We start from the raw sequence: 24,314 nt of genomic DNA, 5'->3' as shown, positions 1-24,314 counted from the left end.
TTTCCTCACGTATAACGAATGTGAAAATGTTAATTCGACCATCACTAACGTGCCTGTTTCTTTGCTCTGCGTTGAGTGCGTATGCAGCGGAAAACGCTGCCCCGCTTCCGGAGTCAGGGGAACAGAACGATGTCGAATTTAACGATCAATTTTTATATAGCACGGGCAGCAGTATCGACGTGCATCGTTATTCCAGGGGGAACCCGGTGACCCCCGGGCAACATCGGGTCACGGTGGCGGTTAATGGCATGACGAAATTGACCACCGACGTTGAATTTAAAGACAACGGGACACCCCGTGCGGCGCCCTGCGTGACGTTAAAGACCCTGAAACAAATGGATGTCGACATGGCGCATATCGACGCGGATAACGATGAAGAGACCTGCCGGGATCTCGCCGCCTTAATGCCCGGCTCGTCCGTCGATTTTGACACCTCGACCCAGACCCTGGCCTTTAACATCCCGCAGATATACGTGCTGAAACACGCGGCAGGCTATATCGATCCCTCCTTGTGGGATGACGGGATCACCGTGGGGCTGCTCTCTTACGATCTTAACGCCTGGCACAACCAGGGGAATGAGGCCGAAGGAGATACCGCCTATGCCGGGCTGCACTATGGGGCGAACTATGGGCCGTGGCGTCTGCGTTCAAACGGAAGCCTGAACTGGAACCAGGAGACGGGCGCCAGCTACGTGAACCAGGATCTCTACGTGCAGCGGGATATTACCGCCCTCAAAGCCCAGATGGTGCTGGGGGATTCCTGGACGCGCGGCGATGCCTTTGAAGCGATTAGCCTGCGCGGCGCGCGGATGTTTAACGATGACCGCATGCTGCCGAGCGGGATGTCGAACTATGCCCCGACGATCCGCGGCACGGCGAACACCAACGCCAAAGTTACCGTGTCGCAAAGCGGCAATAAGATTTACGAAACCACCGTGCCGCCGGGCGCGTTTGAGATCAACGACATTAACGCCTCGGGCTATGGCAAAGATCTCACCGTAACGATTGAAGAGTCCGACGGGAGCCAGCACTCATTCACCGTGCCGTTTTCCTCAGTCACGCAGATGCTGCGTCCAGGCTATGCGCGCTGGGAAACGGGCGCAGGGGAGCTGCATGACGATACGCTGCACGCCGCGCCTAAGCTCGGCTACGGCACGCTTTACTATGGCCTGAACAACACCTTCACGGGCTATACCGGTTTGCAGTACACCGATATGGGCTACACCGCAGGGCTGCTTGGTATTGCCATGAACACCGAGCTGGGAGCGCTGGCGTTTGACGTTACACATTCTTCGGCGCACATCGAGGGAATGCCCTCAAAGCAGGGGCAGAGCTATCGTCTGTCGTGGAGTAAAACGGTGGATGAAACCGATACGTCACTGAACGTCGCCGCCCTGCGATTTTCGACCCAAGCGTATTTAAGCCTGACCGACGCGGCCCAGCTTGCCGACCAGATAAAATATGAAAATACCACCAGCGAGGCGGCCTGGAATAATTTACAGCAGATGAAAAATCAGTTGCAGGTGGATGTTAACCAGCCGCTTGAAATTAATAAGCATAATTACGGTTCTATTTATATCAACGGGAGCTGGCAGTCCTACTGGAATGATAATAACCAGACGGCAAGCTATGCGATGGGCTACAACAACAGCTTTCGCTACGGAAGTTATAGCATGTCGCTACAGCGAACCTATGACGCTTTTGGAAAACCGGACAACAGTCTGTATGTGAATATTAATATTCCGTTTGACTCGCTCCTGGAAAATAAACGCAGCTTCGCGGGCTTTAATAACGTCAATATGGGCATGAGCTCCGATTTAAAAGGCATGAACAATCTCAACATGACGGCCAACGGCTCGTCTGAAGACAGTCGTTATAACTACAGCGTGACCACAACGTATAACACAAGCTCAACGACGGATCTGAGCCAGCTCAGCGCGTACGGCAGCTATAACAGCGCCTATGGGCCGCTGAGCCTGTCGGCATCCTCAAGCTCGGATAATAGCCAGCAGTTTTCCGCGAGCTATAGCGGCGGGCTGATTGCCCACGCAGGCGGCATTACGTTTACGCCCGGCAGCATTGGCGAAACCGACTCGCTGGCGCTGATTAAAGCCACCGGCGCCACCGGGGCGAAGGTGAATAACAGCCGTGGCGTAATAGGTGATTCGGGCTATGTCGTGATGCCCTATCTCACGGCCTATCGTGAAAACCGCATCACGCTGGATACCAGCACGCTGACGGCGGATGTGGATGTGGAAGGCAACAGCACCGTTGAAGTACCGCGTAACGGCGCGGTCGTGATGGTGAATTTCAAAACCAATCAGGGCCGTTCGGCGGTACTCGAACTGCTGCGCTCAGACAAAGGATTTATTCCGCTGGGGGCAGATGTCATGAATGAAAAAGGAGAAATCATTGGAAACGTAGGCCAGGCAGGGCAAGCGTATGTCAGGGGGGTTAATGAAACAGGAAAATTAACGGTGGTATGGGGAGCAGGAAAAGAGAGTACCTGTTCCGTGAATTATCAGTTTGGTTCTGATGAACAAAAAGTGGGGTTAACCACCATTCTCCATAATCAACTATGTAATATGCAAAGGGATCTTTAAAGCATGGAAATTAAAATAGCTGAGTTAAACAAAAAACGGTTATTTGTCAGCACATCACTTGTGGCCATTTTATTATCTGCCGCGAGCGCTGTCAGCGCGGCCGAAAACCTTGACCTGACCTTCAGTGCAAATATCCGGGAAACCACCTGTGATATTAAAATTGATGGCGGTACGGGTGACGGCACAAATAACACTATCGCCATTGGCGCTAACGGCAGTACCCGCGTTGACACCATTGCGACGGGTGGCGCAAAAGAAAACTTCAAGCTGGTCATCACCGAATGCCCTTCCAGCCTTACCGCGCTGAAAACAGCGGTAAGCGGGACTGTCTCAGATAGCCTGAATACGGCCATCGTGAACAGCGTGGGAACAGAAGCCGGTGGTGCCGCCAACGTGGGGCTTTCAATTGCACGTTCTTCCGCGCCGGATGCCCCTTTCGTCATCAACTCAACGGATGACAGCAAGCGGCTGGTGTGGACTCAGGATGAAATCACCGCGAAAGAAGTGGGCCTGGTAGCAACGCTGGTCGAGACCGCAGCCAATCAGGCCGCGACGGGCTCGTTCCGCGCTATTGCCACGTTTAACTTCAGCTACGAATAACGATACAGAGAAAGGAAAAAGTAATGCGTAAACATATTTCGGCTTTGACATTAGCAGTTTGCGGCGGTTTTTTGGCGTTCGCCGCACAAGCGCAAATCACCGGCACATCCAGTCTGACCGCCACATTTCAGACTAACGTTGTCCCGGGCACCTGTACCGCAGAGATTCAGGATTCAACAGGCAACCCGTCTTCAGAAATCAGTTTTGGCGACGTGTTTAAATCCGATCTGACCGCAAAAAGTCGTATCGAATCCCTGAAGCTGAATTTCAGCGACTGTTCGGGTGTAAAAAGTGCGGAAGTGCAGGTCGCGCCCGGCGCGGGAAGCAATTGCTCAACCGCCTCCAGCGATAAGTTTGGTTCAACGAATGGCACCGCCTTTGAGCTGTGGAAAGGCGCAGCCGATTCCGGCTCGGTCCTGAGCTGTACCACTCAGCCAAAACAGAACGTTACGATAAGTTCTGGTAACGGCAATCTGGACATGAATGCGCGCATTGTTATTGCCGATGGTAAAACCATTGCTGATGTTACGCCCGGTGCGGTGACATCCCTGGTAACGTTCATGGTGACCTATCAGTGAAAGTGTAAAGAGTTGTCGGGCAATGGCGCACGGCAACTCTTTTTTACAGGTATTCAGGCTATTTAAAAAAAAATGAAAAACGTTTCCTTTCGTCCCCTGCTAATGCTCTTACTGCTCACGCTGGCCGCGCTGCTGAGCCGCCCGGTCTTTGCCGATCAAAGCTGCTATATAAACAGTACGAACGGAGGGACGTACACAACCGGCAGTTCTCCCCTGCTCAACTTATCTACAAAGCACGTCACCACGCCCACCAGCCTTGGGGCGGGCTACACCTGGGTTATTCAGTTCTTAACTAACGATCCCATCGGGTGCGAAGACCTCACCCCTTACGACAACACCATCCATTTCATCAATTCGGCCGGCAGCAATCTCGACGACAATTACACTACGCCCGAGGGATATGCCCTGCTTAAAACCACGATACCGGGGATTGATTACACCGTTGAACTGGTTTGCCTGGTCTCGGACGGATGCGGGACATCACACCCTGCGATAGATCTTTTCCTGAAAGGCAAAAACGGAATGGACAGCAAATTTCCTTCCCAGAGCGGTAATCCGCCCTACACCGATGCAGACAGCCAGTGGAAGCTGAAATTTGAGATGTGGGTAACACCGGAATTTACGCCGCAAAAAGGGATCAACATGGGAAATGCGCTGCCCGGGACAATCGCGGATTTTCGTATCGGATCGCCCAGTCAGGCAACGATCGTTTTCAACGCCACCGCCAGCACCTTAACGTTTACCGTGCCGGCCAGCAGTTGTTCATTCGGCGTGGCGCAGGGCAATAGCGTGTCGGGGAATAATGTCAGTCTTGGCGATTACTGGATTAATGACGTGAAAAACGGCAATACGCCAGTGGTCCCCTTCGCCATCTCACTGGAGAACTGCAATACCCCGAAGCTGATGATCAAAATGACGTCACCCTACGTCACGGGCAACAAGTCGATGCTCGGAAAAAGCAGCGGGACTGCCTCAGGCGTCGGCCTGAAGATACGGGATACCGATCTGAATAGCCCAATGCTTCCAAACAGCTCGACCAGCACGGACTACGATCGCAGCGATGACTGGTCGTCCATGGCAAATCTGAACTTCTCGGCGCAGCTCCTGACGACAGGCGAGCCTCTCCAGGCGGGGGATTTCAACGCGATTGCGACCTTCCAGATGGATTACGAATAGAGATCGTGCAGCAGAACGAAGGGCGGATTTTTCTGCTGCTGGTGCCATAAGCTGCTGGCGTCCGGCGCGCCCTGGCGCACGATGGCGTCACGAAATTCAGCGCTGCTCAGCGCGTCACGATGGGGATACATCGCCTCAAGAAGCGGGTAGCTAATGCCCGAGATCACTTCGCAGTTGTCATGCTTATGGCTCATCAACGACGCCACGCGATAGGGTGCCGCGCCGGTGTTATCGGTTAAGAAAATCACCCCTTCGCCGGAATCGGTCTGGTGGAGCGCATCGCACATCATGCGGCTTAACATGTTGCTGCTCAGCCCGCGCCAGTAGTTGACCGCCCGGCACTGCACCAGCGGACCAAACTGCTTCTCCAGCCGATCGAGAATCGACTGCGCTTTATCATCGTGACAGGTAATGACCCAACCCAACATAACGTCTCTCCTTAGCGGGCGAGTAGTTTAGCGGAGTGAAAGTCAGCGTGTGGTGATAGTAATCAAAGAAAAGCGCCCGGCACGCGCGAGGGTGCCGGGCGAGGCGATTAGCTGCGCAGTCCGCGCCCGCGCTGGATCAGATACCAGCACAGAAGGTAAAACGCGATGATGAAGACCACCAGCACGGCAACCGTGGTAAACAGCGGCACGTCGGTAATGCCGAGGAAGCCAAAGCGGAAGCCGCTGATCATGTAGACAATCGGGTTCAGGTGCGACAGCGCCTGCCAGAACGGCGGCAGCAGCGTCAGGGAGTAGAACACCCCGCCGAGGTAGGTCAGCGGCGTCAGCACGAAGGTCGGGATCAGGCTGATATCATCAAAAGTTTTCGCGAACACGGCGTTCAGCAGACCCGCCAGCGAGAACAGGATCGCCGTCAGCAGCAGCGTGAGCGCGACAAACAGCCACGAGTGAACCTGGAACGGGACGAAGAACAGCGAGATCGCCGTGACCAGCACGCCCACGCACAGCCCGCGCGCCACGCCACCGCCGACGTAGCCTGCGATAATGACGTGCGTCGGCACCGGCGCCACCAGCAGCTCTTCAATATTGCGCTGGAACTTGGCGCTAAAGAACGACGAGGCCACGTTGGCGTAGGCGTTGGTGATCACCGCCATCATGATCAGGCCCGGCACGATAAACTGCATATAGGTGAAGCCGTGCATCTCACCAATCCGGGAGCCAATCAGGTTACCGAAGATGATGAAGTAGAGCGTCATGGTGATCACCGGCGGCACCAGGGTTTGCACCCAGATGCGCATGAAGCGGTTGATCTCTTTTGCCCAGATACTTTTCAGCGCAACCCAGTAAAGATGCGTCATGCCTTGTCTCCTTGTTTTTCATGCACCAGAGAGACAAACAGCTCTTCCAGTCGGTTGGCTTTGTTACGCATACTCAAGACCTGCACGCCCTGCGCGCTGAGCTGCGCAAAGACGCTGTTGATCCCCTGCTCGCGCAGCACTTCCACTTCAAGCGTAGAGGTATCCACCAGGCGATAGTTATAGCCTTCTAGCTTCGGCAGCGGGCTTTTCGCCGCCAGATCGAGAATAAAGGTCTCTGACTTCAGCTTGGAGAGCAGCGCCTTCATGGAGGTGTTCTCCACCAGCTCGCCGTGCTGAATGATGCCGATATTGCGGCACAGCATTTCCGCCTCTTCGAGATAGTGGGTGGTCAGAATAATGGTGGTGCCTTTGTCGTTCAGATCTTTCAGGAAGCCCCACATGGAACGGCGCAGTTCGATATCTACGCCCGCGGTGGGCTCGTCGAGGATCAGCAGTTTTGGCTCGTGCATCAGCGCGCGGGCGATCATCAGGCGGCGCTTCATCCCGCCGGATAACATCCGCGCGCGTTCGTTGCGTTTTTCCCACAGGTCGAGCTGTTTGAGGTACTTCTCGCTGCGCTCCATCGCCTCTTTGCGCTCAACGCCGTAATAGCCCGCCTGGTTGACGACGATCTGCTGCACGGTTTCAAACGGGTTGAAGTTGAACTCCTGCGGCACCAGCCCGAGCTGGCGCTTGGCGTTCACCACGTCTTTTTGCAGGTCGTAGCCAAACACGCTCACCCGGCCAGAGGTTTTGTTCACCAGCGAACTGATAATGCCGATGGTGGTGGACTTACCCGCCCCGTTCGGCCCCAGCAGGGCGTAAAAATCCCCCGCCTCGACTTTAAGATCGATTCCGCGCAGCGCCTGGACGCCGCCCGGATAGGTTTTCTTAAGCTGTTCAAGCTCCAGTGCTATTGCCATGAATTAAACTTACCTATAGTTCTGACACACGTTGTGTGGTTTCATTAAAAGTCGGGTTACCCTATAGTAGCGCAACGCAATCACTCGGTTACAGGTCGTTAACCTCCATGAATGACATAGATACACTCATCAGCAACAATGCACTATGGTCAAAGATGCTGGTGGAAGAGGATCCCGGCTTTTTCGAGAAACTGGCGCAAGCGCAAAACCCGCGCTTTTTGTGGATTGGTTGTTCCGACAGCCGCGTACCTGCCGAGCGTCTGACCGGCCTGGAGCCGGGCGAATTATTTGTTCACCGTAACGTCGCCAACCTGGTGATTCATACGGATCTCAACTGCCTCTCAGTGGTTCAGTACGCGGTCGAGGTGCTGGAAGTCGAACATATCATTATATGCGGCCACTACGGCTGCGGCGGCGTGCAGGCGGCGGTCGAAAACCCGGAACTGGGTCTTATTGATAACTGGCTGCTGCACATCCGCGATATCTGGTTCAAACATAGCTCACTGCTGGGGGAAATGCCGCAGGAGCGTCGCCTTGATACCCTGTGCGAGCTTAACGTGATGGAGCAGGTTTATAACCTGGGGCACTCCACCATCATGCAATCGGCGTGGAAGCGCGGCCAGAAGGTGTCCGTACACGGCTGGGCATACGGTATTCATGACGGCCTGCTGCGCAATCTGGAAGTGACCGCCACCAACCGTGAAACGCTGGAGCAGCGCTACCGTTCAGGGATTGCCAACCTCAAGCTTAAGCACGTGAACCACAAATAAATCCGGGGATTTTCACCCTCTCCCTGTGGGAGAGGGCCGGGGTGAGGGCATCAGCCCGCAACTATTCGTCCAGAATCACAACCTTGCCAACATACGGCAGATGACGATAACGCTGCGCGTAGTCAATGCCGTAGCCGACCACGAATTCGTCTGGGATCGAGAAGCCCACAAACTCCACGGGCACCTGCACTTCGCGGCGCTCGGGTTTATCCAGCAGCGTACAGATTGCCAGCGACTTAGGCTCGCGCAGGCTTAAGATCTCGCGCACTTTAGAGAGCGTGTTGCCGGAGTCGATGATGTCTTCGACGATCAACACATCTTTGCCACGAATATCTTCATCCAGATCTTTCAGGATTTTCACATCACGGGTTGTGGACATGCCGCTGCCGTAGCTGGAGGCGGTCATAAAATCGACCTCATGGGACACCTGCACTTCACGGCACAGGTCCGCCATGAACATGAAAGAGCCACGTAACAGACCTACCAGCACCATTTCGCTGCCGCTGTCTTTGTAGTGTTCGGTGATTTGACGACCCAATTCGGCGATACGTGCTTTGATCTCGGCTTCCGGGATCATCACTTCAACAGTATGTTTCATATTACTAACCGTATGATTTTAATGAAAATCTTTCAATGCTGGCATTGCTCATTCCGGCATCGATTCGCAAGCGGGGCATTATAACAGCAAATGGATAACCCTGGCGCATGAGTTATAAAAAGCAGTTTTTGTGATTCCGATCACACTTGTTAATACCTATAATTAATTGCTAGCAAATAATTAACAAAACTGACGAGTACTTTTCTATGGCTGAAATACAAAGTAAACAGCCGCGTCTACTGGTGACATTAACAGCAGCGTTCGCAGCCTTCTGCGCGCTCTATTTGTTAATCGGTGGCGTATGGCTGGTCGCGATTGGCGGCTCCTGGTACTACCCGATTGCGGGTCTGGTGATGGTGGGCGTAACCGTCCTGCTGTGGCGCAGAAAGCAATCAGCACTGTGGCTTTACGCTGCATTACTTCTTGCCACCATGATCTGGGGCGTCTGGGAAGTCGGCTTCGACTTCTGGGCACTGACGCCGCGCAGTGACATTCTGGTCTTCTTTGGTATCTGGCTGATTTTGCCTTTCGTCTGGCGTCGCCTGTGGGTGCCGTCCAGCGGTGCCGTTGCGGCGCTAGTGGTGGCACTGCTGATCAGCGGCGGTATCCTGACCTGGGCTGGCTTTAACGACCCGCAGGAGATCAACGGCACGCTGAATACGGAATCCACCCCTGCGGCGGCGATTTCGCAGGTGGCAGACGGTGACTGGCCGGCCTACGGTCGTAACCAGGAAGGTCAACGCTACTCCCCGCTGAAGCAGATCAACGCGGATAACGTTAAAAATCTGAAGGAAGCCTGGGTATTCCGTACCGGCGACCTGAAGATGCCGAACGATCCGGGTGAACTGACCAACGAAGTGACGCCGATTAAAGTCGGCAACATGCTTTATCTCTGCACCGCGCACCAGCGTCTGTTCGCGCTTGATGCCGCGACCGGTAAAGAGAAGTGGCACTTCGATCCGCAGCTGAACTCTAACCCGTCCTTCCAGCACGTCACCTGCCGTGGTGTCTCTTACCACGAAGCGCGTGCGGATAACGCCAGCCCTGAGGTGGTCGCCGACTGTCCTCGCCGCATTATGCTGCCGGTGAACGATGGCCGTCTGTTTGCCATCAACGCCGAAACGGGCAAGCTGTGCGAAACCTTTGCCAACAAAGGGATCCTGAATCTTCAGACCAATATGCCGGACACCACGCCGGGTCTGTATGAGCCAACCTCTCCGCCAATCATCACCGATAAAACCATCGTGATTGCCGGGTCGGTAACGGATAACTTCTCTACCCGCGAAACCTCCGGCGTTATCCGTGGTTTCGACGTGAACACCGGTAAACTGCTGTGGGCCTTCGATCCGGGCGCGAAAGATCCAAACGCGATCCCGTCGGACGAGCACACCTTTACCTTTAACTCGCCAAACTCCTGGGCACCGGCCGCGTATGACGCGAAGCTGGACCTGGTCTACCTGCCGATGGGTGTGAGCACGCCAGACATCTGGGGCGGTAACCGCACGCCAGAGCAGGAGCGTTACGCGAGCGCCATCGTGGCGCTGAACGCCACCACCGGTAAGCTGGCATGGAGCTACCAGACCGTACACCACGATCTGTGGGATATGGATATGCCGTCCCAGCCGACCCTGGCGGATATCAACGTTAACGGCAAAACCGTTCCGGTGATCTACGCTCCGGCGAAAACCGGCAACATCTTCGTGCTGGATCGCAGCAACGGTAAGCTTGTTGTGCCTGCGCCGGAAAAACCGGTTCCGCAGGGCGCCGCCAAAGGCGACTACCTTTCTAAAACGCAGCCGTTCTCTGACCTGAGCTTCCGTCCGAAGAAAGACCTCAGCGGGGCAGACATGTGGGGTGCCACGATGTTTGACCAGCTGGTGTGCCGCGTGATGTTCCATCAGCTGCGCTACGAAGGTATCTTCACGCCGCCGTCTGAGCAGGGCACGCTGGTCTTCCCGGGTAACCTGGGGATGTTCGAGTGGGGCGGGATCTCCGTTGACCCGAACCGTCAGGTGGCGATTGCCAACCCGATGGCGCTGCCGTTTGTTTCCCGTCTGATCCCACGCGGCCCGGGTAACCCAATGGAGCAGCCGAAAGACGCGAAAGGTTCTGGCACCGAAGCCGGTATTCAGCCGCAGTACGGCGTACCGTATGGCGTGACCCTGAACCCGTTCCTGTCTCCGTTTGGTCTGCCGTGTAAACAGCCTGCCTGGGGTTATATCTCCGGTCTGGATCTGAAAACCAACCAGATCGTGTGGAAAAAACGTATTGGTACGCCTCAGGACAGCATGCCGTTCCCGATGCCGGTTCCTGTACCGTTCAATATGGGTATGCCAATGCTGGGTGGCCCAATCTCTACCGCCGGTAACGTGCTGTTCATCGCGGCAACCGCAGATAACTACCTGCGCGCGTACAACATGACCAACGGTGAGAAACTGTGGCAGGGCCGTCTGCCAGCCGGTGGACAGGCAACCCCGATGACCTATGAAGTGAATGGCAAGCAGTACGTTGTCATCTCTGCGGGCGGTCACGGTTCGTTTGGCACGAAGATGGGCGACTATATCGTCGCGTATGCGTTGCCGGATGACGCAAAATAAAACGCAAAACGGCAACCTCGGTTGCCGTTTTTTATGGTTGTTCCCTCTCCCTGTGGGAGAGGGTCAGGGTGAGGGCATCAGGCAGCACCTGCCAGACGTAGGCCGGGTAAGGCGTAGCCGCCACCCGGCTTTTTATACGGTAAACCCGAGCATCATCCCTGTATCTTCATGCTCCAGCAGATGACAGTGCGCCATGTAGGCAAACTCCTTCGGCGCGTCGTGGTCAAACTTCACCAGCACCTCGCTCACGCCCCCTTCAACCCTGACCGTATCCTTCCAGCCCGCGCGATGCACGGCCGGCGCGTTACCGTTCTCAGACAGAATGCGGAACTGCGTGCCGTGGATGTGGAACGGGTGCAGCATCATGTCGCCCTCACCTGAAATCACCCAGCGCTCGTACTGGCCTTTGGCGGCGGCGAACATCGGCGTGTTCATATCAAACGCCTGGCCGTTGATGCGGTTGGCGTTGTGGAAATCAAAGCCGTGCGCGCCGTGATCCATTCCGCCCATCTTGCCGTGATCCCTATTCATATGGCCCATCATCTGCCCGTGGTGCATCCCGGCCATCGCCTGATTGCCGTATTTTTTCATCAGCGCCTGCATCCCCATCATGTCGAGCATCGGATCCATTGAAAGCTGAAGTTTACGCTGGGTAAGCCCCTCAAGCGCTGGCAGCGCGGGCACGGTGGCTAAGGTATCCGGCAGGATGCCGGAGGCGGCAATCTGGAGCGGCTGAATGCGCAGCACCGGATGGGGCTTATCAAACGGCGCAACGGCCATCCCCATCTGGCTCACCGGCAGCGTCACGAGATCAAAGGCTTTGCCGTCGCTGATGTCCACCAGCACTTCAAAACGCTCGCCCATCAGCATCGGCAGTTCCGTCACCTTCACCGGCTCGGCCAGCAGGCCACCGTCGCTGGCCACCACGTACAGCGGGCGCTTATCGCTGGCGGCAAAATTCAGGGAACGGGCATTACAGCCGTTCAGCAAGCGCAAACGCAGCCAGCCCTTCGGCGCGGCGTGCTGAGGATAAATCGCGCCGTTGGTCAGCAGCGTATCGCCGAACCAGCCTACCGCCGCGCTCATCACGTCCAGCTGGTAGTCAATTTGCCCGTCGGCGGTGAATTTCTTGTCCTGCACAATCACCGGAATATCGTCGATGCCCCACTGTTTGGGCAGGCGCAGCAGGCGGCTTTCGTCATCTTCAATCAATACCAGGCCCGCCAGACCCATCGCGACCTGATGGCCGGTTTTGCCATGCTGATGCGGGTGGAACCAGCAGGTCGCGGCGCGCTGGTCGGGCGTGAAGGTCACGCTGCGCTTGCCGCCGGGCTTGATAATGCCCTGCGGACCGCCGTCCACTTCACCCGCGACCTCCAGCCCGTGCCAGTGAACGGTCGTTTCTTCCGCCAGAGTGTTATGAATATCGACGGTGACGGCTTTGCCTTTGCGTAGCTGAATTGCCGGGCCGAGCAGATTGCCGTTATAGCCCCAGGTTGACGCGGTGTGCGGCCCAAAGGTGGTTTTACCCGCCTGAACGACGAGCTGAATGCGGCTACGGGCGTCGGCGGCAAGCAGATCCGGAATCGGCAGCGCGGGTCTGTCGGCAGAGAAAGCGGCACGGCTCCAGAGTGGTAACGCGCTGGCAACCCCCAGCGCAACGGAATATTTCAAAAAATCACGGCGTTGCATGTTCATTTCCTTATTTCCAGCAGGCGATTAATTGAGCTTAAACCCTCCCCTTACCGGAAGGTCAAGCAACGCCGAGATAATAAAGATCGTCGCGTTGGCATCAAGTATGCTAACGTTAATTTTCCGTGACGCAGTGGTAGAAGCAATGAAGACGTTTTTCAGGACAATTTTGTTCAGCAGCCTGATGGCAATGTGTGCGAACAGTTATGCGCTAAGTGAAAATGAAGCGGAAGATATGGCCGATTTAACGGCGGTTTTTGTATTCCTGAAAAACGATTGTGGTTACCAGAATTTACCCAACGGGCAGATTCGTCGCGCACTGGTCTTTTTTGCCCAGCAGAACCAATGGGATCTCAGCAACTACGATAGCTTCGACATGAAGGCGCTCGGTGAAGACAGCTACCGTGATTTAAGCGGTATCGGCATTCCCACTGCCAAGAAATGCAAAGCGCTGGCTCGCGATTCACTTAGCCTGCTCGCCTACGTCAAATAATTCCCGACGCCTCTCGTTGTCCGGCTGGCCGCCTCATCGCGGTCAGTGGTTGCGCCATTCTGCTGTCGATAATGGATGTTAACGAAAGAGGTATCACCCATGTCCGAAAAAACGGTATGGCATGAAACGCTGCATGACCAGTTTGGTCAGTACTTTGCCGTTGATAATGTGCTTTATCACGAGAAAACCGATCATCAGGATCTCATCATCTTCGAAAACGCCGCCTTTGGCCGCGTGATGGCGCTCGACGGCGTGGTGCAGACCACCGAGCGCGACGAGTTTATCTACCACGAGATGATGACCCACGTTCCCCTGCTGGCCCACGGCCACGCAAAGCATGTGCTGATTATCGGCGGCGGCGACGGCGCGATGCTGCGCGAAGTGTCTCGCCATAAAACCGTTGAATCCATCACCATGGTGGAGATCGACGCCGGGGTGGTCTCTTTCTGCCGCCAGTACCTGCCAAACCACAATGCCGGAAGCTATGACGATCCGCGCTTCACCCTCGTGATCGACGACGGCGTGAACTTTGTTAACCAGACCTCGCAAACCTTCGATGTGATTATCTCCGACTGCACTGACCCGATTGGCCCCGGCGCGTCGCTGTTTACCTCATCGTTCTACGAAGGCTGCAAGCGCTGCCTCAAGCCGGGCGGGATCTTCGTGGCGCAGAACGGCGTCTGCTTCCTGCAACAGGATGAAGCACTCGACAGCCACCGCAAGCTCAGCACCTATTTTTCCGACGTTAGCTTCTATCAGGCGGCCATTCCCACCTACTACGGCGGTGTCATGACGTTTGCGTGGGCCACCGACAACGAGGTGCTGCGCCATCTCTCGACGGAAATCATTCAGGCACGCTTCCACCAGGCGGGGCTGAAATGCCGTTATTACAATCCGGCGGTACACACCGCAGCGTTTGCCTTACCGCAATATTTGCAGGACGCACTGTCATCTGAGGGGGTGAACTAATTGAAAAAGCTTAAACTGCATGGCTTTAACAACCTGACCAAAAGCCTGAGTTTTTGTATTTACGATATCTGCTACGCCAAAACGGCAGAAGAGCGCGATGGTTATATCGCCTATATCGATGAACTCTACAACGCCAACCGCCTGACGGAGATCCTGTCTGAGACCTGCTCGATTATCGGCGCGAATATCCTCAATATCGCCCGCCAGGACTATGAGCCGCAGGGGGCAAGCGTCACCATTCTGGTGAGCGAAGAGCCGGTCGACCCACAGCTTATCGACAAAACCGAGCACCCTGGCCCGCTGCCGGAAGTGGTGGTGGCGCACCTGGATAAGAGCCATATCTGCGTACACACCTACCCGGAGAGCCATCCGGAAGGCGGGCTGTGTACCTTCCGCGCCGATATTGAAGTCTCAACCTGCGGCGTGATCTCCCCGCTGAATGCGCTGAACTATTTAATTCACCAGCTTGAGTCCGATATCGTCACCATCGATTACCGCGTGCGCGGCTTTACGCGCGATATTAACGGCATGAAGCATTTCATCGACCACGAGATCAACTCGATTCAGAACTTTATGTCCGACGACATGAAATCGCTGTACGACATGCTGGACGTGAACGTGTACCAGGAAAATATCTTCCACACCAAGATGATGCTTAAAGAGTTCGATCTTAAGCACTACATGTTCCATACCCGACCTGAAGATCTGAGCGAAGAGGAGCGGACGGCGATCACCGACCTGCTCTGGAAAGAGATGCGCGAAATCTACTACGGCCGCAATATCCCGGCCGTGTAAAGGTGCCTGGAGCAGGGACGCTCCGGGGTAGGTTACTTCTGTTTCATGAACTCGCGGTAGGCCGCCACGACCGAAAGAAAATCCTCAACGCCGCACAGCGACAGGCTCTCTTCGTCGTAGTAGTTCATCCCCTCTTCCATCTCGTCGCCCGAAAACTCAAGCTGGTTGGCGCGCACCATGACCTCTTCGCCATCCATCCACAGCGTGTATTCATGTCCCGCACGCTGCCAGGAGCGCTCGCTGCCTTTTACCGTCCGGGCCGCCTGCTCAACCTCGTCAAGAAGTGACAGGTTTTCTTTCACCTCTTCGTTAAACCAGTGCCCAACCGCTTCGTGGCCCATCGACATACGCACTTTCACCACCCCGGTGATGTCGCGCAGAAATTCGTAATCCATCGTGTTTTCCTCTGCAAAGCCATTAGGGTAATTATCGCAGCAGAGAGGAAGAAAAAAAGCGTGGGAGCGTAGAGGAATGAAAATAAAAAACCCACCGCCGTTGCGATGGGTTTTGTAGGCCCGGTAAGCGTAGCGCCACCGGGCAATGGGTCAGGTGCGATCTGGTGCCCTCACCCCCAGCCCCTCTCCCACGGGAGAGGGTAGCTTTTATACTGCCGTCTGGAAGATAACCCCGTCGGCTTTCTCGGTGTACTGAGAAAGCTGGTCGAAGTTCAGATAGCGATAGGTATCCACCGCCGTCTTATCAACCTGCGCCACGAAGGTCTGGTACTCTTCCGGCGTTGGCAGCTTGCCGATCAGCGCCGCAACCGCCGCCAGCTCCGCAGAGGCCAGGAAGACGTTCGCTCCGGTGCCTAAACGGTTCGGGAAGTTACGGGTAGAGGTGGAGACCACCGTCGCACCGTCGGCCACGCGCGCCTGGTTCCCCATACACAGGGAACAGCCAGGGATTTCGATACGCGCACCGCTCTTGCCAAATACGCTGTAGTAGCCCTCTTCGGTCAGCTGAGCCGCATCCATACGGGTTGGCGGCGCCACCCACAGACGGGTCGGCAGCTGGCCTTTGTGGGTATCCAGCAGTTTACCCGCCGCACGGAAGTGGCCGATGTTGGTCATGCAGGAACCGATAAACACTTCATCGATTTTTTCACCCTGCACCGCAGACAGCGGACGCGCGTCGTCAGGATCGTTTGGCGCACACAGGATTGGCTCCTTGATATCCGCCAGATCGATGTCGATCACCGCCGCGTACTCTGCGTCAGCGTCGGCTTCCAGCAGCTGCGGATCCGCCAGCCATTTTTCCATGCCCTGAATACGACGCTCCAGCGTACGGCGATCGCCGTAGCCTTCTGCAATCATCCACTTCAGCAGCACGATGTTGGAGGTCAGGTACTCTTCGATTGGCGCCTGGTTCAGCTTAATGGTACAGCCCGCAGCGGAACGCTCGGCAGAGGCATCGGTCAGCTCGAACGCCTGCTCTACTTTCAGATCCGGCAGACCTTCAATTTCCAGAATGCGGCCAGAGAAGATGTTTTTCTTGCCCTTCTTCTCAACGGTCAGCAGACCCTGTTTGATGGCGTACAGCGGGATCGCGTGCACCAGGTCGCGCAGGGTGATGCCCGGCTGCATTTTTCCCTTGAAGCGCACCAGTACCGATTCCGGCATGTCCAGCGGCATCACGCCGGTCGCGGCGGCAAACGCCACCAGACCAGAGCCCGCCGGGAAGGAGATACCGATAGGGAAACGGGTATGGGAGTCACCGCCGGTGCCGACGGTATCCGGCAGCAGCATACGGTTCAGCCACGAGTGGATAACGCCGTCGCCCGGACGCAGAGAAACACCGCCGCGGTTCATGATGAAGTCCGGCAGCGTGTGGTGCGTGGTGACGTCAACCGGCTTCGGATACGCCGCCGTGTGGCAGAAGGACTGCATTACCAGGTCAGACGAGAAGCCCAGGCACGCCAGGTCTTTCAGTTCATCACGGGTCATTGGGCCCGTGGTGTCCTGAGAACCTACGGAGGTCATCTTCGGCTCGCAGTACGCGCCAGGACGCACGCCCGCTACGCCGCATGCGCGACCGACCATTTTCTGCGCCAGGGAGTAGCCGCGGCTGCTTTCCGCCACGTCTTTCGCCTGACGGAACACGTCAGAGTGCGGCAGGCCCAGCGCTTCACGCGCTTTGGTGGTCAGGCCGCGACCGATGATCAGCGGGATACGGCCACCGGCGCGCACTTCGTCGATCAGCACGTCGGTTTTCAGCTCGAAGCTCGCCAGCAGTTCGTTAGTGTCGTGGTTACGCACTTCGCCTTTGAACGGGTAAACGTCAATCACGTCGCCCATGTTCAGGTTGCTCACGTCCACTTCGATTGGCAGCGCGCCCGCATCTTCCATGGTGTTGAAGAAGATAGGGGCAATTTTACCGCCCAGGCACAGGCCGCCGCCGCGTTTGTTCGGCACGTGCGGGATGTCATCGCCCATGAACCACAGCACGGAGTTGGTGGCGGATTTACGGGAAGAACCTGTCCCTACAACGTCACCGACGTAGGCCAGCGGGAAGCCTTTAGCGGCTAACGCTTCGATCTGTTTGATCGGGCCAACGCTGCCCGGCTGATCCGGGTGGATGCCTTCGCGGGCGTTTTTCAGCATCGCCAGCGCGTGCAGAGGGATATCAGGACGGGACCAGGCGTCCGGTGCCGGAGACAGGTCGTCGGTGTTAGTTTCACCGGTCACTTTGAAGACGGTAACGGTAATTTTTTCAGCCAGCGCCGGGCGGTTCAGGAACCATTCGGCATCAGCCCAGGACTGCATCACCTGCTTCGCGTAGACGTTGCCCGCTTTGGCTTTTTCTTCCACATCGTAGAAGTTATCGAACATCAGCAGCGTAGAAGAGAGCGCTTTGGCGGCAATCGGCGCCAGCTTGTCGTTGTCCAGCGCGTCAATCAGCGGATGAATGTTGTAGCCGCCCTGCATGGTACCGAGCAGTTCAATGGCTTTTTCAGGAGAAACCAGTGGGGAGGTTGCGTCGCCTTTGGCAACGGCAGCAAGGAATCCGGCTTTTACGTAGGCAGCTTCATCTACGCCAGGCGGTACGCGGTTAATCAGCAGATCTAACAGGAATTCTTCTTCGCCCGCAGGCGGGTTCTTCAGCAGCTCGACGAGCGCGGCCATTTGGGTTGCATCTAAAGGTTTGGGTACAATTCCCTCGGCGGCACGTTCTGCTACGTGCTTACGGTATTCTTCTAGCACGACGGTTCTCCTCGCTCTCATTGTCATATGCGGCCGGCGTTCTCTTCACGCTCCTGTGAGACAGCAGTTTGTAGGGTAATTGCCCGATACCGCGTCGGGCAGCATAGCAGGATTTCTGCACAGTGTTAATCTGTTTACAAAAAAGCAACATTAAAATATTTGCTGAATCGTTAAGGATGGTATAGCGGCAGAACCGGGCGGATTTCAGGCACAAAATTCAACGCTGAATATAGTGAGCGGGCTTTTGAAACCCAGCGACTTTTCGGGCATCAGATATAATTGTGTCATAAATGCACACACTCTTTATCGGGTCAGATCGGGTGGTTTCCCAATTAAAGTCAAAACTGTCATGAGCGGGTAAATGATACTCGCGGCAACAGTATCGCCTTACGGCAAAGCTCTCTCTGGAGTCACTTTATGAAGTTGCCCTTTAAGCCACATCTGCTTGTTCTTCTGTGCAGTGCCGGGCTGTTTGCCGCCTCTGGCGCGATGTTCGTCAAAAGCCGCGCAACGGAAACCCCCGTTACCCCTGCCCCCGTTGCTCAACAACCCGCAACCGCTGCTCCAGCTCCGGTTGCGCAGCCTGCGGCCGTTGTTGCTCCAACCTACACGCCCGCGCAGATCGACCAGTGGGTCGCGCCCATTGCGCTCTACCCGGACGCGCTGCTGTCGCAAATCCTGATGGCCTCCACCTATCCGGCGAACGTCATCCAGGCGGCGCAGTGGTCGAAGGACAACCCCAAAATGCAGGGCGATGCCGCCGTTCAGGCCGTTGCGGGCCAGCCGTGGGATCCGAGCGTGAAATCGCTGGTCGCCTTCCCTCAGCTGATGTCGCTGATGGGCGAAAACCCGCCGTGGGTGCAAAGCCTGGGGGATGCGTTTCTCGCCCAGCCTAAAGACGTGATGGACTCCGTACAGCGCCTGCGCCTGCTGGCGCAGCAGACCGGAGCATTGCAATCCACCCCGCAGCAGACGGTCACCACCGTGACCAAACCGGCTCCGGCCAAAACCGCCGCCACGCAAACTACCACGACCACCAGCACCACTACATCCACCGCCAGCCCGACGGTGATCAAGATTGAATCTGCCGACCCGCAGGTGATTTACGTCCCGACGTATAACCCGAACACGGTGTACGGCACCTGGCCGAATACCGCCTACCCGCCAACCTATTTACCGCCTTCGCCCGGCCAGCAGTTCACCAACAGCTTTGTTAACGGCTTAGGGTTTAGCCTCGGCGTGGCAACCACCTATGCGATATTTAGCAATATCGACTGGGATGACGACGATGACTGGGACCACCACCATCACGATGACGACTGGGATCATCACGGCGGCTATAACCGCAACGGTGATAACAACATCAATATCAACGTGAATAATTTCAATAAAATCAGCGGACAACACCTCACCGACGCGAACCGGACCTGGCAGCATAACCCAGCCTATCGTCAGGGCGTGCCGTATCCGAACAGTCAGCTGAACACCCGTTTCCACTCCACCAGTACGCCCACGGGGCTGAGCTCAACGCAGCAGAAACCGGTCAGCCGCGACAATCAGCGTCAGGCAGCGCTGGCGCAAATGGAAAAATCCACCGGGAAGACCTTCCCGCAAACGGCGCGCAGCGGCACCAAAGAGGCCCAGCGTCAGGCCGCGAACCAGCAGCTGAAGCAGATTTCCCGGCGCAATAACTATCGCGGGTACGACACCGGCAAAGCGCAGACCGCGAAAAGAGAAAACGTGCAGCAGGCGCGGGAGAACCGCAAGGCGGCCCCGCAAAGGCAAGAGCTAAGAGCTTCACACGCCGCCCCGCAGCGGGAAGTGCAGCAACGTAATCTATCCCAGCGCGTCAGCCAGACGCGCGCCAACGCGCTGAGCGGCAACGACAGTCGCTCCGGCAACTGGCAGGCGCAGCAGCAGCGCGGTGCGCAGAGCCGTCAGCTTGCGTCGCGCAACCTGGAGGCGCGGCAGGCCCCTGCGCACCGTGAATTCCGTCATCGTTAAGGGAGCCGACATGAAGACTCAATTATTCAGTGGGATCGTGTTGCTGATGGCATCCACCCTCGCGCAGGCCCAGCAGCATTTCAGCACACCGGATCAGGCAAGCGATGCCCTGACCGCTGCGATTGGCGAACACAATGAAAGCGCCATGAGCAGCCTGCTCGGCGACAGCTGGCGCGACTTCCTGCCTGCCGAAGGCGTCGATCCTGATGCGGTCGACCGCTTCCTGCGCGACTGGAAGGTGCAGCACAACACGGTGATAAGCGGCGATGTGGCGCACCTGGTCGTGGGTGAGAACAGCTGGCAGCTGCCTATCCCTATCGTGAAGACCGCGAACGGCTGGCAGTTTGATATTCAGGCGGGCGCCGACGAGATCCTGACCCGCGAGATCGGGCGCAACGAGCTGGCCGCCATCGAAGCGCTTCACGCCTACGTGGACGCGCAGCAAAGTTACTACGCGATGACGCAAACCTACGCGCAGAAGATTGTCAGTTCAGAAGGTAAAAAAGATGGCCTCTACTGGCCAGCCGCGCCCGGCGAAGCGCCCAGCCCGCTCGGCCCGGCATTTAGCCCGTCCGAGCCCGGCGCGGGCTATCACGGATATCGCTTCCGCATCCTGCCGGACAAACATAACGGCTTTGCGATGGTTGCCTGGCCTGTCGACTATGGTCAGACGGGGGTCATGAGCTTTGTGATTAATCAGGACGACAAGGTGTATCAGAGGGATCTGGGCAAGGATTCAGGGCAAAAAGCGCAGGCGCTTAAGGAATACGATCCCGATAAAACCTGGCAGCCTGTCGCACCGTAAAACGGTAGGCCGGGTAAGCGCAGCGCCACCCGGCGCTGTTTCTCCAGACAAAAAAAACGCCTCCAGAGGAGGCGTTTCGCAATCAGGAAGAAACTTATTTCTTCTTCGCTTTCGCGTTTGGCAGGTCGGTGATGCTGCCTTCGAACACTTCTGCCGCCAGGCCCACTGACTCGTGCAGAGTCGGGTGCGCGTGGATGGTCAGCGCGATGTCTTCAGCGTCGCAACCCATTTCGATTGCCAGACCGATCTCACCCAGCAGCTCGCCGCCGTTGGTACCGACAATCGCACCACCGATTACACGGTGAGTCTCTTTGTCGAAGATCAGCTTGGTCACGCCGTCTGCGCAGTCGGAAGCGATAGCACGGCCAGAAGCAGCCCACGGGAAGGTGGCGGTTTCGTAGCTGATGCCTTTCTCTTTCGCTTCTTTCTCAGTCAGACCCACCCAGGCAACTTCTGGCTCGGTGTAGGCGATTGATGGGATCACTTTCGGATCGAAGTAGTGCTTCATGCCGGCGATAACTTCAGCGGCAACGTGACCTTCGTGAACACCTTTGTGCGCCAGCATTGGCTGACCGACGATATCGCCGATAGCAAAGATGTGCGGCACGTTAGTGCGCAGCTGCTTGTCAACGCGGATGAAGCCACGGTCGTCCACTTCCACGCCAGCTTTGCCCGCGTCGAGGTTTTTACCGTTCGGCACACGGCCGATTGCCACCAGCACCGCGTCGTAACGCTGTGGTTCCGCAGGGGCTTTTTTGCCTTCCATGGAAACGTAAATACCGTCTTCTTTCGCTTCAACGGCAGTCACTTTGGTTTCCAGCATCAGGTTGAATTTCTTGCTGATGCGTTTGGTGAAGACTTTAACGATGTCTTTGTCAGCGGCCGGGATAACCTGGTCGAACATTTCAACCACGTCAATCTGTGAACCCAGCGCGTGATATACGGTGCCCATTTCCAGACCGATGATGCCGCCGCCCATAACCAGCAGACGCTCAGGAACGGTTTTCAGCTCCAGCGCATCGGTGGAGTCCCACACGCGTGGATCTTCATGTGGAATGAATGGCAGTTCGATTGGGCGAGAGCCTGCCGCGATGATCGCGTTGTCGAAGTTGATCACGGTTTTGCCGTTTTCGCCTTCCACTTCCAGGGTGTTCGCACCGGTAAATTTACCCAGACCATTTACCACTTTCACTTTACGGCCTTTGGCCATACCCGCCAGACCGCCGGTCAGCTGAGTGATAACTTTCTCTTTCCAGGTACGAATTTTGTCGATATCGGTTTTCGGCTCGCCGAAGACGATACCGTGTTCAGCCAGCGCTTTGGCCTCTTCGATAACTTTCGCTACGTGGAGCAGCGCTTTAGAAGGGATACAGCCGACGTTCAGACAAACACCGCCGAGGGTGCTGTAACGTTCTACGATGACGGTTTCCAGACCTAAATCCGCTGCACGGAACGCTGCGGAGTAACCTGCCGGGCCTGCCCCAAGTACTACGACCTGAGTTTTGATTTCTGTGCTCATCATGACCTCTTAATTTATACCCGTCGTCCACCGGGTCGTTCTATCCGCTCGTATTTTACAAAATTGTTAACAATTTTGAAACAACAAACGGCTCACGAGTTATCGCTTTCGCCAATAACCTCACAAACCCCATGAGATTATCAGAAAAAAGCCGGCCGATTGGCCGGCTTTTCTTTTACATCACCAGGCGGCGAATGTCGCTCAGCATGTTGTTGATGATGGTGATGAAACGCGCACCATCAGCCCCGTCGATGACGCGGTGGTCGAAGGACAGAGAGATTGGCATCATCAGACGCGGCACGAACTCTTTGCCATTCCACACCGGCTCCATCGCGGACTTGGACACACCGAGGATAGCCACTTCCGGCGCGTTCACGATCGGCGCGAAGTGGGTAGTACCCAGGCCGCCGATGCTGGAGATAGTGAAGCAGCCGCCCTGCATTTCGCCGGCAGTCAGCTTACCATCACGCGCTTTCTTGGAGATGGTGGTCAGTTCACGGGACAGCTCAGTGATGCTCTTCTTGTTCACGTCTTTGAAGACCGGAACAACCAGACCATTTGGCGTATCAACCGCAACACCGATGTTGATGTATTTCTTCAGCGTCAGCTTCTGGCCGTCTTCGGACAGGGAGCTGTTGAAGCGCGGCATCTGCTCAAGGGCAGCGGCAACGGCTTTCATGATGAAGACCACTGGGGTGAATTTCACGTCCAGTTTACGCTTCTCAGCTTCGGCGTTCTGCTGTTTACGGAACGCTTCCAGATCGGTGATATCGGTTTTGTCGAAGTGCGTAACGTGCGGGATCATCACCCAGTTACGGCTCAGGTTCGCACCAGAGATTTTCTGAATACGGCCCAGCTCCACTTCTTCGATTTCACCGAACTTGCTGAAGTCGACTTTCGGCCACGGCAGCATACCCGGGATACCGCCGCCAGCGGCTGCCGCAGGTGCAGCTTCAGCGCGTTTCACCGCGTCTTTCACGTAGCTCTGAACGTCTTCGCGCAGGATACGACCTTTACGGCCAGTCCCTTTCACTTTCGCCAGGTTCACGCCGAATTCGCGCGCCAGGCGGCGGATCAGCGGAGTCGCGTGGACGTAAGCGTCGTTTTCAGCAAACTCAGATTTGCCTTCCGCTTTCGCAGCAGGAGCCGCAGCCGGTTTAGCCGCCTGAGCTGGAGCCGCCGCAGGTGCAGCCGCTTCTTGCTTAGCCGGAGCCGCAGCAGGCGCAGCGCCTTCTACTTCGAAGACCATGATCAGAGAGCCGGTAGACACTTTGTCGCCGGTGCTGATTTTGATCTCTTTAACGGTACCCGCGAACGGCGCAGGGACTTCCATAGAAGCCTTGTCGCCTTCAACGGTGATCAGTGACTGTTCAGCGGCAACTTTGTCGCCCACTTTCACCATCACTTCGGTCACTTCAACTTCGTCACCGCCGATGTCCGGTACGTTAACGTCTTTCGCGCCGCCAGCGGCTGCTGGTGCAGCGGCCTGTGCCGGAGCAGCTTCCGCTTTCGCTGGAGCCGCAGCGCCTTCAGCGCCCGCCACTTCAAAGACCATAATCAGGGAGCCGGTAGACACTTTGTCACCGGTGTTGATCTTGATCTCTTTAACGGTACCGGCGAACGGTGCAGGCACTTCCATAGAGGCTTTGTCGCCTTCTACGGTGATCAGCGACTGTTCAGCTTCAA

At 56.3% G+C, this 24,314-nt stretch carries 20 protein-coding genes; 11 read left to right on the top strand and 9 right to left on the bottom strand.

Annotation, left to right across the window (positions count from 1 at the left end; genetic code table 11):
- Positions 1–26 precede the first annotated feature (26 nt).
- From ACSVHP_RS16710 to ACSVHP_RS16695, 4 genes are all read left to right on the top strand, one after another.
- Positions 27–2,603 carry an outer membrane usher protein gene (locus tag ACSVHP_RS16710; RefSeq protein WP_447552488.1) on the top strand — a complete coding sequence of 859 codons (2,577 nt, stop codon included), beginning with the start codon at positions 27–29 and terminating at the stop codon, positions 2,601–2,603.
- Between the two features lie 3 nt (positions 2,604–2,606).
- The gene (locus tag ACSVHP_RS16705; protein ID WP_447552487.1) at positions 2,607–3,203 is read left to right on the top strand and encodes a fimbrial protein; all 597 of its coding nucleotides are present in this window, start codon (positions 2,607–2,609) and stop codon (positions 3,201–3,203) included.
- 23 nt (positions 3,204–3,226) lie between these two features.
- The gene (locus tag ACSVHP_RS16700) at positions 3,227–3,781 is read left to right on the top strand and encodes a fimbrial protein (RefSeq protein ID WP_417314942.1); all 555 of its coding nucleotides are present in this window, start codon (positions 3,227–3,229) and stop codon (positions 3,779–3,781) included.
- Positions 3,782–3,883: 102 nt separating this feature from the next.
- Entirely contained in the window at positions 3,884–4,957 is a 1,074-nt protein-coding gene (locus tag ACSVHP_RS16695; RefSeq protein WP_447552486.1) for a fimbrial protein, read from the top strand.
- Here ACSVHP_RS16695 and ACSVHP_RS16690 read toward each other — a convergent pair.
- The 3 genes from ACSVHP_RS16690 to ACSVHP_RS16680 form a co-directional block, all read right to left on the bottom strand.
- On the bottom strand, positions 4,948–5,385 hold the full coding sequence (locus ACSVHP_RS16690; protein ID WP_417314944.1) for a PTS sugar transporter subunit IIA: 438 nt from the start codon (positions 5,383–5,385) through the stop codon (positions 4,948–4,950). The genes ACSVHP_RS16695 and ACSVHP_RS16690 overlap by 10 nt on opposite strands.
- Before the next feature lie 107 nt (positions 5,386–5,492).
- Positions 5,493–6,263: an ABC transporter permease gene (locus ACSVHP_RS16685; RefSeq protein WP_316383229.1), complete on the bottom strand. Its 771-nt coding sequence runs from the start codon at positions 6,261–6,263 to the stop codon at positions 5,493–5,495.
- Positions 6,260–7,186 (bottom strand): ABC transporter ATP-binding protein, encoded by a 927-nt coding sequence (locus tag ACSVHP_RS16680; RefSeq protein WP_234672544.1) that lies wholly within the window; start codon positions 7,184–7,186, stop codon positions 6,260–6,262. Before ACSVHP_RS16680 ends, ACSVHP_RS16685 begins: the two co-directional genes overlap by 4 nt.
- Positions 7,187–7,293: 107 nt before the next feature.
- Between ACSVHP_RS16680 and can the strand changes: the two genes are divergently transcribed.
- Positions 7,294–7,956: a carbonate dehydratase gene (can, locus tag ACSVHP_RS16675; protein ID WP_234672542.1), complete on the top strand. Its 663-nt coding sequence runs from the start codon at positions 7,294–7,296 to the stop codon at positions 7,954–7,956.
- A 61-nt stretch (positions 7,957–8,017) separates the two neighbouring features.
- On the opposite strand, the gene hpt is transcribed toward can, so the two are convergent.
- A complete protein-coding gene (gene hpt, locus ACSVHP_RS16670; RefSeq protein WP_234672531.1) occupies positions 8,018–8,554 on the bottom strand; it encodes a hypoxanthine phosphoribosyltransferase in 537 nt (178 codons plus the stop codon).
- A 206-nt stretch (positions 8,555–8,760) separates the two neighbouring features.
- On the opposite strand from hpt, the gene ACSVHP_RS16665 reads away from it, so the two are divergent.
- Complete coding sequence (locus ACSVHP_RS16665; RefSeq protein ID WP_447552484.1) at positions 8,761–11,151, top strand: glucose/quinate/shikimate family membrane-bound PQQ-dependent dehydrogenase; 2,391 nt, start codon at positions 8,761–8,763, stop codon at positions 11,149–11,151.
- A gap of 132 nt (positions 11,152–11,283) precedes the next feature.
- Here the strand turns inward: ACSVHP_RS16665 and cueO are convergent, their stop codons facing one another.
- Positions 11,284–12,843 (bottom strand): multicopper oxidase CueO, encoded by a 1,560-nt coding sequence (gene cueO / locus ACSVHP_RS16660; RefSeq protein ID WP_447552483.1) that lies wholly within the window; start codon positions 12,841–12,843, stop codon positions 11,284–11,286.
- A 145-nt stretch (positions 12,844–12,988) separates the two neighbouring features.
- Here cueO and ACSVHP_RS16655 point away from each other — a divergent pair, with 145 nt between their 5' ends.
- The 3 genes from ACSVHP_RS16655 to speD all read left to right on the top strand — a co-directional run bounded on the left by ACSVHP_RS16655 (position 12,989) and on the right by speD (position 15,100).
- Positions 12,989–13,336 carry a YacC family pilotin-like protein gene (locus tag ACSVHP_RS16655; RefSeq protein ID WP_025756784.1) on the top strand — a complete coding sequence of 116 codons (348 nt, stop codon included), beginning with the start codon at positions 12,989–12,991 and terminating at the stop codon, positions 13,334–13,336.
- 99 nt (positions 13,337–13,435) lie between these two features.
- A complete protein-coding gene (gene speE, locus ACSVHP_RS16650; RefSeq protein WP_234672525.1) occupies positions 13,436–14,305 on the top strand; it encodes a polyamine aminopropyltransferase in 870 nt (289 codons plus the stop codon).
- A complete protein-coding gene (gene speD / locus ACSVHP_RS16645) occupies positions 14,306–15,100 on the top strand; it encodes an adenosylmethionine decarboxylase (RefSeq protein ID WP_234672523.1) in 795 nt (264 codons plus the stop codon).
- A 32-nt stretch (positions 15,101–15,132) separates the two neighbouring features.
- Here speD and yacL read toward each other — a convergent pair whose 3' ends face one another.
- Positions 15,133–15,495, bottom strand: a complete 363-nt coding sequence (gene yacL, locus ACSVHP_RS16640) for a protein YacL (protein WP_234672521.1) — start codon at positions 15,493–15,495, stop codon at positions 15,133–15,135.
- 207 nt (positions 15,496–15,702) lie between these two features.
- Entirely contained in the window at positions 15,703–18,300 is a 2,598-nt protein-coding gene (acnB, locus tag ACSVHP_RS16635; RefSeq protein WP_234672520.1) for a bifunctional aconitate hydratase 2/2-methylisocitrate dehydratase, read from the bottom strand.
- A gap of 417 nt (positions 18,301–18,717) precedes the next feature.
- On the opposite strand from acnB, the gene ACSVHP_RS16630 reads away from it, so the two are divergent.
- Positions 18,718–20,304, top strand: coding sequence for a DUF3300 domain-containing protein (locus ACSVHP_RS16630; protein WP_447552482.1), 1,587 nt, complete (start codon positions 18,718–18,720; stop codon positions 20,302–20,304).
- Between the two features lie 10 nt (positions 20,305–20,314).
- On the top strand, positions 20,315–21,109 hold the full coding sequence (locus ACSVHP_RS16625; RefSeq protein WP_447552480.1) for a DUF2950 family protein: 795 nt from the start codon (positions 20,315–20,317) through the stop codon (positions 21,107–21,109).
- A gap of 94 nt (positions 21,110–21,203) precedes the next feature.
- Here ACSVHP_RS16625 and lpdA read toward each other — a convergent pair whose 3' ends face one another.
- On the bottom strand, positions 21,204–22,628 hold the full coding sequence (gene lpdA / locus ACSVHP_RS16620; RefSeq protein ID WP_234672513.1) for a dihydrolipoyl dehydrogenase: 1,425 nt from the start codon (positions 22,626–22,628) through the stop codon (positions 21,204–21,206).
- 175 nt (positions 22,629–22,803) lie between these two features.
- The coding region (gene aceF, locus ACSVHP_RS16615; RefSeq protein WP_447552479.1) for a pyruvate dehydrogenase complex dihydrolipoyllysine-residue acetyltransferase at positions 22,804–24,314 on the bottom strand (1,511 nt) is incomplete at its 5' end.

Source organism: Enterobacter sp. 186315 (genome assembly GCF_053290175.1).
Note: the sequence above shows the minus strand (reverse complement) of the source record. Positions and strands in the feature narration are given on the sequence as shown.

Bases quoted from the DNA above. Each gene is read 5' to 3' on its own strand.
- ACSVHP_RS16710 (WP_447552488.1), top strand. From the start codon at position 27: ATGTTAATTCGACCATCACTAACGTGCCTGTTTCTTTGCTCTGCGTTG.
- ACSVHP_RS16705 (WP_447552487.1), top strand. From the start codon at position 2,607: ATGGAAATTAAAATAGCTGAGTTAAACAAAAAACGGTTATTTGTCAGC.
- ACSVHP_RS16700 (WP_417314942.1), top strand. From the start codon at position 3,227: ATGCGTAAACATATTTCGGCTTTGACATTAGCAGTTTGCGGCGGTTTT.
- ACSVHP_RS16695 (WP_447552486.1), top strand. From the start codon at position 3,884: ATGCTCTTACTGCTCACGCTGGCCGCGCTGCTGAGCCGCCCGGTCTTT.
- ACSVHP_RS16690 (WP_417314944.1), bottom strand. From the start codon at position 5,385: ATGTTGGGTTGGGTCATTACCTGTCACGATGATAAAGCGCAGTCGATT.
- ACSVHP_RS16685 (WP_316383229.1), bottom strand. From the start codon at position 6,263: ATGACGCATCTTTACTGGGTTGCGCTGAAAAGTATCTGGGCAAAAGAG.
- ACSVHP_RS16680 (WP_234672544.1), bottom strand. From the start codon at position 7,186: ATGGCAATAGCACTGGAGCTTGAACAGCTTAAGAAAACCTATCCGGGC.
- can (WP_234672542.1), top strand. From the start codon at position 7,294: ATGAATGACATAGATACACTCATCAGCAACAATGCACTATGGTCAAAG.
- hpt (WP_234672531.1), bottom strand. From the start codon at position 8,554: ATGAAACATACTGTTGAAGTGATGATCCCGGAAGCCGAGATCAAAGCA.
- ACSVHP_RS16665 (WP_447552484.1), top strand. From the start codon at position 8,761: ATGGCTGAAATACAAAGTAAACAGCCGCGTCTACTGGTGACATTAACA.
- cueO (WP_447552483.1), bottom strand. From the start codon at position 12,843: ATGCAACGCCGTGATTTTTTGAAATATTCCGTTGCGCTGGGGGTTGCC.
- ACSVHP_RS16655 (WP_025756784.1), top strand. From the start codon at position 12,989: ATGAAGACGTTTTTCAGGACAATTTTGTTCAGCAGCCTGATGGCAATG.
- speE (WP_234672525.1), top strand. From the start codon at position 13,436: ATGTCCGAAAAAACGGTATGGCATGAAACGCTGCATGACCAGTTTGGT.
- yacL (WP_234672521.1), bottom strand. From the start codon at position 15,495: ATGGATTACGAATTTCTGCGCGACATCACCGGGGTGGTGAAAGTGCGT.
- ACSVHP_RS16630 (WP_447552482.1), top strand. From the start codon at position 18,718: ATGAAGTTGCCCTTTAAGCCACATCTGCTTGTTCTTCTGTGCAGTGCC.
- ACSVHP_RS16625 (WP_447552480.1), top strand. From the start codon at position 20,315: ATGAAGACTCAATTATTCAGTGGGATCGTGTTGCTGATGGCATCCACC.
- lpdA (WP_234672513.1), bottom strand. From the start codon at position 22,628: ATGAGCACAGAAATCAAAACTCAGGTCGTAGTACTTGGGGCAGGCCCG.